The organism is Xanthomonas hortorum pv. pelargonii (assembly GCF_024499015.1).
GTDB lineage: Bacteria > Pseudomonadota > Gammaproteobacteria > Xanthomonadales > Xanthomonadaceae > Xanthomonas > Xanthomonas hortorum_B.
Genome location: NZ_CP098604.1, coordinates 2,001,416 through 2,016,356 on the forward strand (window position 1 = coordinate 2,001,416; position 14,941 = coordinate 2,016,356).

13 protein-coding genes and 2 pseudogenes are annotated in these 14,941 nt (G+C 58.9%); 11 read left to right on the forward strand and 4 right to left on the reverse strand.

Translation table 11 applies throughout. From position 1 onward, the window contains the following. The first annotated feature begins 23 nt into the window (after nucleotides 1–23). Nucleotides 24–905: a TolB family protein gene (locus tag NDY25_RS08945; protein WP_168959822.1), complete on the forward strand. Its 882-nt coding sequence runs from the start codon at nucleotides 24–26 to the stop codon at nucleotides 903–905. 634 nt (nucleotides 906–1,539) lie between these two features. Here NDY25_RS08945 and NDY25_RS08950 read toward each other — a convergent pair. The 3 genes from NDY25_RS08950 to NDY25_RS08960 form a co-directional block, all read right to left on the reverse strand. Next, complete coding sequence (locus NDY25_RS08950) at nucleotides 1,540–4,059, reverse strand: PepSY domain-containing protein (protein ID WP_251755221.1); 2,520 nt, start codon at nucleotides 4,057–4,059, stop codon at nucleotides 1,540–1,542. A gap of 160 nt (nucleotides 4,060–4,219) precedes the next feature. Further along, nucleotides 4,220–5,209 carry a porphobilinogen synthase gene (hemB, locus tag NDY25_RS08955; RefSeq protein ID WP_168959824.1) on the reverse strand — a complete coding sequence of 330 codons (990 nt, stop codon included), beginning with the start codon at nucleotides 5,207–5,209 and terminating at the stop codon, nucleotides 4,220–4,222. 87 nt (nucleotides 5,210–5,296) lie between these two features. After that, entirely contained in the window at nucleotides 5,297–5,539 is a 243-nt protein-coding gene (locus tag NDY25_RS08960) for a hypothetical protein (protein ID WP_176339772.1), read from the reverse strand. 201 nt (nucleotides 5,540–5,740) lie between these two features. On the opposite strand from NDY25_RS08960, the gene NDY25_RS08965 reads away from it, so the two are divergent. The 8 genes and pseudogenes from NDY25_RS08965 (at nucleotide 5,741) to NDY25_RS09000 (ending at nucleotide 12,445) form a co-directional block, all read left to right on the forward strand. Then, nucleotides 5,741–6,193: a hypothetical protein gene (locus NDY25_RS08965; protein ID WP_168959825.1), complete on the forward strand. Its 453-nt coding sequence runs from the start codon at nucleotides 5,741–5,743 to the stop codon at nucleotides 6,191–6,193. A gap of 187 nt (nucleotides 6,194–6,380) precedes the next feature. Further along, complete coding sequence (locus tag NDY25_RS08970; protein WP_315974245.1) at nucleotides 6,381–7,340, forward strand: hypothetical protein; 960 nt, start codon at nucleotides 6,381–6,383, stop codon at nucleotides 7,338–7,340. Nucleotides 7,341–7,400: 60 nt separating this feature from the next. Next, nucleotides 7,401–8,549 carry a TrbL/VirB6 family protein gene (locus NDY25_RS08975; RefSeq protein ID WP_233366623.1) on the forward strand — a complete coding sequence of 383 codons (1,149 nt, stop codon included), beginning with the start codon at nucleotides 7,401–7,403 and terminating at the stop codon, nucleotides 8,547–8,549. Nucleotides 8,550–8,567: 18 nt separating this feature from the next. Further along, nucleotides 8,568–9,275: a DUF4189 domain-containing protein gene (locus NDY25_RS08980; RefSeq protein WP_256627886.1), complete on the forward strand. Its 708-nt coding sequence runs from the start codon at nucleotides 8,568–8,570 to the stop codon at nucleotides 9,273–9,275. A gap of 87 nt (nucleotides 9,276–9,362) precedes the next feature. After that, nucleotides 9,363–9,920: pseudogene (locus NDY25_RS08985) on the forward strand (type IV secretion system protein); the annotation flags it as partial. Between the two features lie 58 nt (nucleotides 9,921–9,978). Continuing rightward, nucleotides 9,979–10,497: a DUF4189 domain-containing protein gene (locus NDY25_RS08990; RefSeq protein ID WP_168960119.1), complete on the forward strand. Its 519-nt coding sequence runs from the start codon at nucleotides 9,979–9,981 to the stop codon at nucleotides 10,495–10,497. Between the two features lie 160 nt (nucleotides 10,498–10,657). Continuing rightward, on the forward strand, nucleotides 10,658–11,173 hold the full coding sequence (locus NDY25_RS08995) for a hypothetical protein (protein ID WP_168960118.1): 516 nt from the start codon (nucleotides 10,658–10,660) through the stop codon (nucleotides 11,171–11,173). A 42-nt stretch (nucleotides 11,174–11,215) separates the two neighbouring features. Further along, nucleotides 11,216–12,445 (forward strand): phospholipase effector Tle1 domain-containing protein, encoded by a 1,230-nt coding sequence (locus NDY25_RS09000; protein ID WP_256627887.1) that lies wholly within the window; start codon nucleotides 11,216–11,218, stop codon nucleotides 12,443–12,445. Here NDY25_RS09000 and NDY25_RS09005 read toward each other — a convergent pair. Further along, complete coding sequence (locus tag NDY25_RS09005; RefSeq protein WP_256627888.1) at nucleotides 12,412–13,518, reverse strand: IS3 family transposase; 1,107 nt, start codon at nucleotides 13,516–13,518, stop codon at nucleotides 12,412–12,414. The two genes, NDY25_RS09000 and NDY25_RS09005, sit on opposite strands and share 34 nt — an antisense overlap. A gap of 69 nt (nucleotides 13,519–13,587) precedes the next feature. On the opposite strand from NDY25_RS09005, the pseudogene NDY25_RS09010 reads away from it, so the two are divergent. Both NDY25_RS09010 and NDY25_RS09015 read left to right on the forward strand, forming a co-directional pair. Further along, nucleotides 13,588–14,378 (forward strand): annotated as a pseudogene (locus tag NDY25_RS09010) (TrbL/VirB6 family protein); the annotation flags it as partial. Between the two features lie 15 nt (nucleotides 14,379–14,393). Then, a complete protein-coding gene (locus NDY25_RS09015) occupies nucleotides 14,394–14,927 on the forward strand; it encodes a DUF4189 domain-containing protein (protein WP_251755326.1) in 534 nt (177 codons plus the stop codon). Nucleotides 14,928–14,941 lie beyond the last annotated feature (14 nt).

Below are 14,941 nucleotides of genomic sequence, written 5' to 3' on the forward strand. Positions count from 1 at the left end.
GCGACTTTAGGCAGGAACACCGCATGCAATACCGATGGACGCTGCTCGCGCTGGCGGCAAGTTTACTCTTCGTCCCGGCTGCGTCGGGGCTTGCCGAGTTCGGCATCGAAGGCATGGGCGTGGTCTCCACGCCGGCCAACGAAGCACGTGCCACGTTGAGCCCGGACGGCCAGCGCATCGTCTGGGCCAGCGACCGCGCCGGGGGTGCCGGCGGCTGGGATCTGTGGCAGGCCCAACTGAGCGGCGGGCGTTGGCAGAGCGCGCAGCCGCTGCCGATCAACACCGCGCAGGACGAGACCTCGCCATTGTTCAGTGCCGATGGCCGCTGGCTGCTGTTCGCCTCCACCCGGCCCGGCGGTGCCGGTGGCGCGGATCTGTATCGCGCGCCGGTGGATGCGCAGGGCGGGATCGGTGCAGTGCAATCGCTGGGCGCGGCGGTCAACAGCCGGGGCAACGAGCGTTCCCCGACGCTGTCGCTGGACGGCACGCGCCTGCTTTTCGCCAGCGATGGGCACGGCGGCGCCGGTGGCATGGACGTGTTCGTGGCACGTTGGGACGGGCAGGCCTTCGTTGCACCGGTGCCGTTGAGCGACATCAACAGCGCTGCCGATGAGCTGGATGCGGCCTGGCTCGGCGATGGGCGCGGGCTGGTGTGGGCGCGCGGGCAGACAGATGGGCCCAGCCAGTTAATGCTGGCGACGTGCAAGAACGGGCATTACGGCGCGGGCCAGGCGTTGCCGCTGTCGTTCAACGGTCCGCAGGAACGCACCTTCGGGGCGGTGGTGGATGTGGCCAAGCCGGGCGAGTTGCTGTTAACCGGCAGCGCGCGTGCACCGCGTGCCGGGCAACTGGATATCTACCGGATGAAGGCGCCGGTGGTGGATGGGGATGCGAGTTGCCGTTGAGGGTGCATGGATGCGCGAAGTCAGACTGAGAGCGGCTGACAAAACTTACGTCACGCCGGTCCGTTGCAGGGTGGCTGAGCTGCGGCTTTGCTACGGATTTGCGGCAGTGTCCTTGCCGGCCTGGCATCGCTGGGCACACCGCAAGTAAGGAGTGTTTAGACAATGCAGATCGATCATTTGTAGAGCCAATGATCTTCGACTTGGCTGCAGGGTCCTTGCCCGCCCACCGTCGCGGGACACGCCGCAAGTACGTCCGTGTAGGACCTTACGCGGCATCCATGCCGCGTAAGGTCCCGCGACGGTGGGCAGGCAAGGACCAGTCGAGATAGTCGGTACGCATGGTTGCAAGCAAGGCATGGTGTGTTGTTTGGATAACGCTGCGGCCGATTAACTTCGCAACGCAAAACGCAACGCGATCAACAGGTAGGCCTTCATCAAACTACCGACCAACTCTCTGGTGCGGTGTCCTCACCGATTGCGGGACCGTGTGGCGGCATGGATGCCGCCACCGAGCCTACACGGACGTACTTGCGGCGTGTCCCGCGAGCGGTGAGGGCATCGCGCCCTCGACCATCCAGGCTTTTGATGTGTTGTCGGCCCCTCCAAGGCTTCGATGCAATAGTCATGACCACGCTCAATACACATCGCGCCGATAACGCCCCGCTGCGGTCAACGACTCCAATCGCGTCTCACCCAGGATCTCGCGCAGCGCGGCATCGACTTCGCGCGCCATGCTGTCCAGGCTGCCGCAGACGTACATCACTGCGCCGCGATCGATCCAGTGGCGTAGTGCATCGCCGGCTTCGCGCAGATGATGCTGCACATAGCGCTTGTGCGCCTGGTCGCGCGAGAACACCCAATCCAGTTGCTGCAGATGACCACTGCGCTGCCAGGCCTGCAGTTCGTCGGCAAACAGCCGGTCGTGCGCAGCATGACGTTCGCCGAACAGCAACCAATGTCCGTGCACCCCGGCCAGTTCGGCTTCACGCAACAAGCTGCGCAAGCCGGCGATGCCGGTGCCGTTACCGATCAACACCATCGGCGCGTGTTCGACACGATGGAAACCGGGATTGGTGCGCAGACGCGCATGCACTGGCAAGCCCACAGGCGCATGGCAGATCAGCCAACCCGAGCCCAGACCGGGACTGCCATCGGCGCAGGTGGTCAGGCGCACGACGGCAGTTGCGGTGCCATCGGCCGGCACGCTGGCCAGCGAGTAATCGCGGGTGGGTAGCCAGGCGCAGGCATCCAGCCATATTTGTGGATCGGGCGTGGAGGCCGGCGGCGTTGCTGGCGCTTCCGGCAACACGCGCTCGGCGGCGGCCTGATGCAGCGGCAGTAGCTGCGCGTCGACGTGCACCAACGCGTCGAGCTGCAACCCCCACGCAGCCAGACAGGCGCGCACCTGCACGTCGGCGTGCGCGGGCTGCACTTCGAGGATGTCGCCAGCCTGCCAGTGCGCATCGGCCGGTGGATGCAGATCGATGCGCCAGATCGGCGCGCCTTCGCTGCCCGGGTTGAGGTGAGTGCGCGATGACAGTGTCCAGTGCATCAAGGTCGGCCGCGCCAGCGGGATTACGGCAACCGGCGCGCCGGCGATCTGCCCCAACTGCGCATGCCACTGCGCCAGGGCCTGCGGATCGGCGTTGTCCATTTCCACGGCGGGGAACAACGGCTGCGCGCCCTGCGTGTTCAACCACTGCTCGATACGTCGCGAAAACCCGCAAAACTGCGCGTATTGCCGGTCGCCCAGCGCAAGCACTGCATACGCCAGCTGCGGCAACGCCAGCCGCTGACGCAGCAACTCACGCTCGAAGCCGCGCGCGGCATCCGGCGGCTCGCCGTCGCCGAAAGTACTGACCACGAATAGCGCATGCCGGGTGCCTTGCAGGTGCTGCGCGTCCAGCTGCGCCAGCGAGCGCACCTGGACCGGCAGACCGGCGGCCTGCAAATGCCCGGCCGCCTGCCAGGCAAGGCGCTCGGCGAATCCGCTCTGACTGGCGAATCCGATCAACCACGGCTCGGCCTGCGAGGCTGCCGGTGCGCTGTGCAATACAACGCGCGCGGCGCGCAGTTCGCGCTTCTTGCGGCGGCGATCCAGGTACAGCATCCAGCCGGTGACGAAGAACACCGACATGCCAACGCTGGCCAACATCACCACGATGCGGCCCGGCAGCCCGAAGAAACTGCCCGAATGCAGCGGAAACATGCTGACCAGCAACTGCTGCCCGTACGGCAGCAATGCGTAGTCCTGGCGTTTCAACAGCGTGCCGCTGGCCGGATCGATTTCCAGATTGTCGTAAGCACGATCGTGGTCGGGATTGTCGGGCAGGAACCGCGCGCTCAGCGGTTGCCCGGCGCGAGGGGGAATACGCAGATCCAGCGCAGACGTACGCGTGGCCGGGACGGAATCCAGAGTGCGCTGCACGGCTACGAAATCCACCGTCGCCGGCCGATGATCGCGCCCGTCGCCGCGCATCGCCGGCTCGGTGCCGAGCAAGGCCACCATGCCATCGCGATACCAGGTGTAGGTCCAGGTCAGCCCGGTCAGCGCAACCAGCAGATACACCAACAGACACCAGGTGCCGAACACCGCGTGCAGGCTCCACAGAAAACTGCGCCCCTGCCGCCGCCATTCCACCGCCCACCAGGTGCGCAGACTCCACCAACGTCGCGGCCAACGCAGATACAGGCCCGATGCGCAGAAGAACAGCAGGATCAAGGTACTTGCACCGGTCACTGCCTGACCGCGCTTGCCGGCAGTCAGATGACGATGCAGATCTTCGATAAATGCAAACGCACCGCTCAACCGCGGAGCGGCGACCTTTTCGCCGGTATAGGGATCGAAATACACCCGCCCGCCACCTTTGCCGGCCAGACGTGCGGTGGACGGACGCGCGCCGGTGGGGTCGATCAGCATGCGCGTGACCGCCTGCTGCTGGTCCAGATCGAGCTTGCGCAGCAACGCGTCGATCGGCATCGGCCGCTCGCCCGCCGCATGCCGCTCGGCCAATTGCGCGATGGCCGGATTGGCCAACCGCACGATCTCGTTTTCGAAGGACATCAACGCGCCAGTCAACCCCATCACCGACAGCACCAGCCCGGCGGTGATGCCGAGCAACCAGTGCAGTTGGAACAGAACGGTCTTGAGCACGCGCGAGCAGCCTGGAGCAGTAGGCTCGCCATTGTAGATGAGAATCGTTATCGCAGTTGGCGCACGGCTGGCGGTGCCACGGCATTCGAATGCCGGCACGCCACGCTTGATTACTGCTCGATCACCACCGTCATCCGCGTGCGTGCTGGCTGCACGGGAATCAGCCCTCGCGCAACCAACGCGCCACTTGCGGGGCGAAATAGGTCAGCACGCCATCGGCGCCGGCGCGCTTGAAGGCCATCAACGCTTCCAGCACGCAGCGGCGCTCGTCCAGCCAGCCATTGGCGGCGGCGGCCTTGAGCATCGCGTACTCGCCGCTGACCTGATACGCGAAGGTCGGCACACGGAACTCTTCTTTGACCCGCCGCACCACATCCAGATACGGCATGCCCGGCTTGACCATCACCATGTCCGCACCCTCTTCCAGGTCCAGCGCGATCTCGCGCATCGCTTCGTCGCTGTTGGCCGGGTCCATCTGATAGGTGGTCTTGTCGGCCTTGCCCAGATTGCCGGCGCTGCCCACCGCATCGCGGAACGGGCCGTAGAACGCCGAGGCGTACTTGGCCGAATACGCCATGATGCGCACGTTGAGATGGTCGTCGGCATCCAGCGCGCGGCGGATCGCGCCGATGCGGCCGTCCATCATGTCCGACGGCGAAATGATGTCCACGCCCGCTTCGGCATGCGACAGCGATTGCCTGACCAGCGCCTCGACGGTGATCTCGTTGAGCACATAGCCCTTGTGATCGATGATGCCGTCCTGGCCGTGCGTGGTGTACGGATCCAGCGCCACGTCGGTCATGATGCCCAGCTCGGGGAAACGCGCTTTCAGCGCACGCACCGCACGCTGCGCCAGGCCGTCCGGGTTCCAGGCTTCGGCGGCGTCCAGACTTTTGCCGCTAGGGTCGATCACCGGGAACAGATCGATCACCGGAATACCCAGTTCCAGCGCGTTTTCCGCCTCGCGCAGCAACTCGTCCAGCGACAGGCGTTCCACGCCCGGCATCGACGCGATCGGCGCACGGCCAGGCAACTCATGCACGAACACCGGCCAGATCAAATCGTCAGTGGTCAGCGTGTTTTCGCGCATCAACCGTCGCGAAAACGCGTCATGGCGCATGCGGCGGGGACGGTAGTGGGGATGGGCCATCGTGGGCTCCTGTCAGCAGCCCACAAGTTTACGCCCGCCATTCGTCGCTGGACGCGCTGCGACGCTGTGTCGCAGCGCTCCAGCGGGTCAGATCACCCCACCGCCCAGGCCCAGGCGGATCACCCCGACCACGATCACTACGGCATTGAGGAGCAAGCCAGTCTTGGCACGCCCGCGGTTGCCGGCCGAGGTAAACAGCAGCGCGATCGCCGCGATCAGCGCGCCCACCGCCGCAAACGGAATCAGGAACCAGTTGCCCCAACCCAACAAGGGGATAAAGGCCAGAACCATCCACAGCAGCGCCACAATGCCCCACAGCAGGCTGATCAATCCCACGTGTCACCTCGTCATTCATAGAAGGCCTGAGCTTAGCGCCGCGTCCGCCAAGACGCAGTGGGCAGGTGGTCACCCTGACCAATGGCGGCTTGGCGGCAGCCTCACATGGGCATGGCTAGGGTGCGGCAAAGTCCGGCGCGATTCAGTCCGGGCGCCGGATCATCGCTGTCACTGTCGTTCAACAGGGGCTTCACCATGAACAAGCATGTCGTCATCGCCGCTGCGCTCGCCATGCTCCTGGCCGGCTGCGCCAGCAGCTCCAAGGTCATGCTGGGCCAGGCGCGCGCGCCGATCGACCCGGCGCAGGTCCAGGTGTACTCCAACGCCCCGGTCGGCTCGGTGGAGATCGCCCAGCTCGAATCCACCAGCGCCGCCGGTTTCGGCACCCAGGGCCAGACCGATGCCGCCGTCATGCGGCTGAAGCGCGAAGCCGCCAAGCTCGGCGCCAACGGCGTGGTCATTGTGGGCGTAGGCTCGGAACGCTCCGGCGGCGGCCTGTCGGTGGGCGGCGGCAGCTACGGCGGCCGCGTCGGCGGCGGGCTGGGGATCGGGATCCCGACCACGCAGAAACGCGCGGCTGGTATGGCGATCTGGGTGCCGGCGGGAGGTAATGATGCAGGCTCGCAGGTGCCCCCAAAAATACGGTGACGCCGCGGTTCAACAGCAACTTTCAGGGTGATCGCGCCAGCTGACGGTGCACACTGGCGCACCTGATGAGCCCGGCAAAATCTGAACACAGTCAGCTTTTGGCAACTCATTAAAATTATGGAAAACCGCCGTAAGTTGTGGCACCTTACGGCAGACCTGCGTTTAACCGCATACAAGGAAGATGGCCGTGGCAGGCACTTACAGAAATGATCTCTGCGTCGACGACCACGTCGGCGCGGGCATCTGTCGACGCTTCAACACTTACATGCGCTTGCTAATAGGCCAGGATCAGGAAGGTCCTGCGGGCTTGCCGCCCGTCACCACTTCTGCATTACGTCACAACCTAATGAGACACGCCATGATTGAACATGCCCGTCGTTCGCGCGCGCCGCTGTCACGCCTTGCAGCAGGCCTGCTCCTCGCCATCGCGCTCTGTGCTGGTCAAGCAAACGCACAAGTGATTACCCATGACCCGGTGACGCTGGAAAGCATTATTGCTGAATACGGAAAGGAATTGAAACGCTGGGGTGAGACTACTGCGCAGTATAAGAAAGAATACGATCACTACCAGCAACAGCTGATCAAACTGCAGAGCCTGAACCTGACTGGCTCTACGATGCAGGACAACTTCACCGAGCGTGACCTCAACTACGGGATGGAGAACGCCTGCCCCGGGGCCGGAGGCAGTGACATGGTCTCGATAGTGGGCAACGCCATCAAGTCCTCGATGCCGAACATATCACTCGATATGCAGGGTGATTTGGTCACGCAACAACTCAAGGTCTGCCAGTTGCTGGTGATGACCGACAATGCGCGTTACAACGAATCGGTACGCATGCTCAAGCGGTTGGTCCAGCGCAACCAGGACTTCCAGAACAGGGTGGAACGGCAGCGCAGAACGGTTGGCACGAGCCAGGGCGCCCTGGCAGCCAACGATAATGAAGTAGCGCGCTTCATGACGCAGAACTCCATGGATCTTGATTATTGGCAGGCCAGGGTCAAGGCGTACGACTCTTACGAAGTAGCACTCAAGAACGATCAGAAGCGGTTGGCCAAACGCGCACTCAACGGCGACAAGGGGCCAAACAAGATACTGGGCCAGCTCGTTCAGGCTGCTGCATTGAAGACGGCACTGTCGGTCGACTAAACACGTGCCGGAGAATCACGGCGCGCAATATCAGCATTATCAGCATTAACGGGAAGAATCATGGACAGCGTTTTCCAGGGGGCGATGAGCTGGTTGCGGCCGATGGCCGATACAGGCATCGGCGATTACGTTTTTTTCAAACTGATCAACGATTATCTGAATCACGAGATCGACCAATTCGGCATGCAACTGCTGAAGAATGCGATGGATTGGGTCAATATCGCAGCCATGGTGTTGGCCACGCTCTGGGTGATGGTCGTGGGTTACCGCTTGGCCACCGGGCAGTCGCGCGAGTCGGCCATGGCGGTAATGGGCAAGGCGACCAAGATCGTCTTCATCGTGATGATCGCCACCAGTCTGGGCACCAACGGCGCCCCGCTGCACAAGACGCTCACCCAGAACCTGGACAAGGAGCTGCATCAGCTGTTCACCGATGAAGAAGACACCACGTCGGCCGATGCGATCGACCAGAATCTGGCGCTGACCCAGCTCGCCTTGGCGGCGGTGGATGTGGTGCGCATCGACCCGGACGACCCGGAGTCGCTCGAGCAAAAGCGCAGCGCCATGCTGATGGCGGGCGTTGGCGCGTCCAGCCCGGCCATGGCGGCCGGTGCGATGTTGCTGCTGTTCAAGTTCACCATGGCCTTCTTGATCGGCGTCGGGCCGATCTTCGTCCTGGCGCTCATGTTCGATGCCACCAAGGACCTGTTCAAGAAATGGCTGTTCTACGTCATCGGCACGCTGTTCTCGATGTCCATGCTCTCGGTGGTCTCGGCCATCGTGCTCAAGCTCTCCTACAAGGTAGCCGCCGCGCTGTGGGCCGCAAAAGGCATCAACAGCCTGATGGGCAATGACGTGGAAGGCCTGAGCTCGCAAGCCATGCAGCAAGGCGGCATCGGTCTATTGCTGACCACTGTCATCATCACCATGCCTACCGTGGCAGCGGCGTTGTGGCAGGGCAGCATGGGGAGCTTTATGGCGTTCTCGGCGTTTGATCGGCCTACTGCAAGCTCGGCTGCGCAGGGGCAGGCTGGGGGTGGGTATATTCCGCAGCAAGGAGCAAGCAATACCTCAGTGCCACGCGACTCAACAAGCGCTCCCTCCACTGCCACTAGTCAGCAAGTCACTGGAGGACAATCTCAAGCGATACAGCAGCAAGCTCCAGGGTCTAGAGGTATAGCTTCCCAAGGAAACAACCAAGTAATTTGACCTTAGTCGAGAATAATTATGCGATTTTCTTGCTTCTTTATTTTTGCTTTAGCTTTACACGCGGATTTTTCATATGCGGAAGGCGGATGCCCCGCCGGTCAGTACCCAATTGGCGGACAAGGCGCAATTGCATGCGCACCGATGCCTCAAGGAGAAGTCGCGCCTGCACGACCTCGACCAATTGGGAAATGGATTAAAACATGGGGCGCCATTGCAATGGGGTCAATCAATTCCGTTATCAATTACGGAGTGTCCAGTGGCAAGCTCTCAAAATCTGCTGCAAAAGAGGAAGCACTTACACAGTGCTCATCACACGGAGAAACTAATTGTGAAGTCAGGCTCACCTATGAAAATCAATGTGCTGCAATATCTACTCCTGAGATAAATGGAAAGCCCTCGGGAACCATACATTTCTCTGGAAGCGCAACAATTGATGCAGCGTCCGCTGATGCCTCATCCCAATGCAGGAAGAACAACCCTCCCCGGCGCAATGCAGAATTATTTATAGCAACTGCACCGAACAAGTATTTCAAAATTTTTAGAAATTCAATAGCTGAGCCATATCAGGGAGAGAAAGCCGCGCCAGGAAAGCTTGCATTTACTGGAGCACCATCCAAACAACTTGCAAGCGATGACGCACTCTCATTATGCCGAAAAGACAACAAATATTTTAATTGCAGAGTTATCTATACAGCGTGCTCTGAACCAATTTTTGAGAAGTTCTAAGGAGATTAGAGCTGATTCTATTTTATTCAATTTTAAAATAAATCCTTCGTGAAGCTAGGAACTATAAGGCGTTCTAGCCCAATCGACATCGGCGTTGGGCCGATCTTCGTCCTGGCGCTCATGTTCGATGCCACCAAGGACCTGTTCAAGAAATGGCTGTTCTACGTCATCGGCACGCTGTTCTCGATGTCCATGCTCTCGGTGGTCTCGGCCATCGTGCTCAAGCTCTCCTACAAGGTGGCTGCAGCACTGTGGGCCGCAAAAGGCATCAACAGCCTGATGGGCAACGATGTGGAAGGCCTGAGCTCGCAAGCCATGCAGCAAGGCGGTATCGGCTTGTTGCTGACTACGGTGATTATTACCATGCCTACTGTCGCGGCTGCATTGTGGCAGGGCAGCATGGGGAGCTTTATGGCGTTCTCGGCGTTTGATCGTGCGGGATCAAGCCCGGGGCCACAGGGACAGGCGCCGGGGTCTTATCTACCGCAGCAAATCGATAGAAATAGCGGTTCCAATTCTGGAAATACGATTTCTGGGACAGGCAACCAAAATGCAAGGCAGGTTACGACCGGAAGCAGCTCAGAATTAACGCAAGTACCAGGCTCCAGAGGAAATGCAGGAAGAGGCAGCAACTTAGATGTGTAGCGTGAAATAAAGTGGCCACACTTCCATTTCTTTGAATTCAGTTACTTGTCGACTAATTATGAAAACACATATTTTGATTGCATTTACTTTTTTATTTTCTACATTCTCCGCAATGGCCGAACAAGGCTGCCCTCCGGGTGAATATCCCATAGGCGGACAAGGGGCGATGGCATGCGCGCCCCTACCTCAAAATCAAGCACAGCAAACACAATCTCGGCCTAGCGGGAAATGGATAAAAACATGGGGTGCCGTTGCGCTTGATAAGGCCGACACTGGCGCGATAGGCGCGTCAATTGGAAAAACATCTAAAAGTGATGCTCAACAAGATGCGATTAACAATTGCGTCAAAGGTGGAGGCACCGAGTGCAAAGGGTGGACCACATATGAAAATCAATGCATTGCTGTTGCAGAGCCCTATAAAGGCGAAAAATCAATTCCGGGAAGCTTGCAGTTCGTGGCAGGCCCTTCCTTAGAAAAAATCAAAGGTCAAGCATCGGAAAAATGCACATCAAAAAACAAGATGACCTGCCGAGTTTTCTACTCAGACTGCTCCGAACCAATTTTTGAAAAGTTCTAAGAGCTCCATAAATAAACCCGAAGCGTAAGTTACTTTATTGGACACATGCGCAGGCTTTATCACAGGACTAAAATCTATAAAGCACCAACCTCATTATGCGAAATCTACATATTGGAGCCCTACTCTGTTTTGCCCTATTTTTTTGACAGGGTGTAACCCCATGAATACCGCCTACGCAAAACCTAACAATACCGTGGCAGATTGGCCGTTGAAGTTTGTGCGGCATAGCTTTGGCTCAGCCTGCTACTCGACGTACGGATGCAAGATCCGCTACAACAATTTCCTGTTCATTGATGACCCGGATGACAAGCTCGAAGTGTCGTCGGCCTCATTGGGGAAAAAGTATCCTTCCAATCTTGGGGGCGGTTATCTCGGTGTTAAGAATTTTCCGCCGCCCATCGAAATTTCCTGGCGTTCAAAAGATGGTCAGGCCCACAACGCCAAAGTCGATTTGGAAGATATTTTCCATGACCGTTTGATTCGTCATAACGTCAAACGCGAGGACATCCCAGAAGGCATTTCCATCGGCGATCCTGAGATCGTATTAGAAGTTAACGATCGCACGGTTAATGTGTACATGAAGGCGTTTGTTCCCACGAAATCACGCCGCAATCCAAGTAATGCCAACAGCGACTATCGAGACGAATTAGTTTTAGCATGGAGCAAGGTTTACTAGGCATTCTGCTATTCATAGCAACCGTAATCACGGAGATGTTTCATGGAGAAGAAACAATTGCCTGATGGCGTGACCACTTATCCAGCAGATAAGAAAGATGTTGCGAGCTACGCCGATGCGAGCAAAGCGCTCTCGGCGCAAGCAACGCCAATTATGGTAGATCCCACTAAGCCGCACTCGCGCCTGTTCGTTGCTGCCTTTGATGGTACTGGCAACAATCTGCACAAGGATGCGCCAGAGCATCGCACCAATGTGGCAGAAGCTTACCTGCAGATCGATACGGCACGCAGGAAAGAAGGCCTTGAGAATATCAGCGCTGGCTACGTCGAAGGTGTAGGTACACAGGGAGGGCTGCGCGGCGCACGCGACCTCATGCGGGGCACTACCTATGAGGCCCGGCTTGAAGAAATGTATTTCCAGTTTACGAAGCAAGCCAAACATTGGCTGGACGAAGATCCCCACGCGGAGATAAGCCTTGCATCAATGGGCTTTAGCCGCGGCGCAGAGCAGGCCGCAGGCTTCACTCGCATGGTGCATGAACGCGGTATCCACGACCCTAAAAGCATGGTTGTGCACCGTGGTAACGATGGTTTGATTGAGCGCGTCGAGTTCACCAAGCCTCCGTTGGTCGCCCCAGGGCGGGTTGCCCAGGCCGTTGGCCTCTTTGATCCGGTCGGTACAGGGACGCCGCGCGACCATGACCGGCGCTTGCCGCCATCGGTGATTTCCGGCTTCCAGATCACTGCCGAGGACGAGCGCCGCAATCTGTTCCAGTCCACGTCCATCATGGATGCCGGCCGCACAAACGACGGTCGCTTCCTCAACGTCACCGTGGGTGGCGCACATAGCGACATCGGCGGCAGCTACAGCCAAAACGGTCTTGCCATTCGTAGCGGCAATGTCATGGTGGATTATCTCAACGGCTTGAGTGCCCAACCATTTCTGGACAAGCGCGCGGTGCCCAGCGCACCAGAAATGAATGTCGTCCACCGCTCTGAGGAACATCAGTTTATCTACAGCACTTCGCTGTACGACAAGAGCGGCGCGCGCGGCGTGCAGACAGAACTGGCACCACCTGCGCTGTGTCGTATCGACTGCCTGGATGCACAGCCGGTCGATAAGGCCTTGGCAGAGAAATTTACGTTCAAGCCGGTTGCGATTGGACCGGTGCCGGCTGAGCCGCACGCACTCAAAGCTTCACAATCAACAGTTCCAAACGACTGTCGACTCCCCGTAATTCAATGCCAGCCAAAATTAGAGGTCTGCGGTTGATGTTGATCACGGAACTCGGCGGGCGTTAGCCCGCCCAGGCTGTCGTGCGGGATCTGCTGGTTGTAGTCGGCCAGCCAGTGTTCGGTCTGTTCGCGAACCTCGCTCAGCGTGCGGAAGAGATGCATGTCCAGCACGCCGCGCCGGTAGCTGCCGTTGAAGCGTTCGATAAAACCGTTTTGCATTGGACGCCCCGGCTCGATGAAGTCCAAGGCGATGCCTTTGCGCTCGGCCCACTCGGCCAAGGCCAATGCGACAAACTCCGGGCCATTGTCCAAGCGAAGTTTGGCGGGGTAGCCGCGCCAGGCTGCGATGCGTTCCAAGGTGCGGATGACGCGGGCGGCCGGGAGATTCAAGTCCACTTCGATCGCCAAGGCTTCCCGACTGAAATCGTCGATGACATTGAACGTGCGGAAGCGTCGACCATCCCACAACGCATCGGACATGAAGTCGATCGACCATCCAGCATTGGGTCGCTCTCCGCATGCCAGCGGTTGTGGATGACGCGTCGGGACCCGGCGCCTGCTGCGACGACGTTGATTGAGTTTCATCAGGCAATACACGCGCCACACCCTTTGTGATTCCACACATGTCCGCGACGGCGGATGATCTGAAAGAGCTTTCCAAAACCACGCTCGGGAAAACGCTCGGCCAATTCGGACAACAGCGCAATGACCTCCTCGTCGCGATCGGGACGACGCCGATAGCGCACTGTCGAGCGAGCCACGCCAACGACCGCACAGGCCCGGCGCTCGCTCCAGCCATGCTGCTCGACGAGCCAGGCAAGAAGCGGGCGTTTGTGCGCCGGGTCTACAGCTTTTTGCGATGACATCCTTCAATGCATGGTTTTCCATGGCGAGCTCGGCGTACATGCGTTTGAGCTTGCTGTGCTCGGTCTCCAGGTCGCGAAGGCGCTGCACATCGGCTGCCTCCATGCCACCGTACTTGGACTTCCAGACGTAGTACGTCGCATCGGAAATGCCCAGCTCACGGCACACATCCTTGACCTGGCGGCCGCCCTCAACCTGCTTCAGCGTGGCGACAATCTGGCTTTCGGTGAACTTGCTCTTGCGCATCGTTGGTCTCCTTGGTGGCTAGTGTGCCCGGAGACCTCTAGTTATGGATGGATCAATTTTACGGGGAGTCGACAGCTGCATCAGCTGTTCACCGATGAAGAAGACACCACGTCGGCCGATGCGATCGACCAGAATCTGGCGCTGACCCAGCTCGCCTTGGCGGCGGTGGATGTGGTGCGCATCGACCCGGACGACCCGGAGTCGCTTGAGCAAAGCGCAGCGCCATGCTGATGGCAGGCGTTGGCGCGTCCAGCCCGGCTATGGCGGCCGGTGCGATGTTGCTGCTGTTCAAGTTCACCATGGCCTTCTTGATCGGCGTCGGGCCGATTTTCGTCCTGGCGCTCATGTTCGATGCCACCAAGGACTTGTTCAAGAAATGGCTGTTCTACGTCATCGGCACGCTGTTCTCGATGTCCATGCTCTCGGTGGTCTCGGCCATCGTGCTCAAGCTCTCCTACAAGGTAGCCGCCGCGCTGTGGGCCGCAAAAGGCATCAACAGCCTGATGGGCAATGACGTGGAAGGCCTGAGCTCGCAAGCCATGCAGCAAGGCGGCATCGGTCTATTGCTGACCACTGTCATCATCACCATGCCCACCGTCGCGGCTGCATTGTGGCAGGGCAGCATGGGTAGCTTCATGGCTTTCTCGGCGTTTGATCGAACGGGCTCCGCTCCGGGACCACAGGGACAGGCGCCCGGGACGTACGGACCACAACCGATTAGCAGGGACAATTCGGCTTCGCAAGGAAATCCGCTGGTTACATCGGGATCACAAAGGTCTGCTGGATTACCGCAAGTAACACCCCCCGAGAACAGCGGCTCAAGGGGAATAGCAAATCAGACAGATAATCGGATTATATAATACAGGTTTTTATATATGAGAATTTATTGGGTCTTATTTTTAATCGCTATTTCCATTGCACGCCCTGCAAATGCGGAAGGAGGCTGCCCTCCTGGTCAGTATCCCATCGGCGGTCAAGGTGCGATAGCATGCGCACCAATTCCCCAACAAAACGCACAACAACAACCGCGCCCTTCTGGTAGATGGGTTAAAACCTGGGGAGCAATTGCAATGGGATCCAGTGACTCCATACCTACCTATGGAGTAACTACGGGGAAGCTATCGAAAGCTGAAGCGGAGGAAGATGCATTAAATCGTTGCGCTTCTCGCGGACAAACCAACTGTCAAATTGGACTATCCTATAAAAATCAATGCGCAGCTGTTGCCGAACCTCAAATACAAGGAAACCCATTTGCAGGCGGGGTTTCTCAGTTTATGGGAAATGGCACGACACTTAAGGCAAGTAATATGGCCTTAGAAAAATGCAAAAACGATAATAAATCCGCTCCCTCAGCGGAATGCAAGGTTATTTATACCGCCTGCTCAGAACCGATTTTTGAAAAGTTCTAAGGAAAATATAAAAG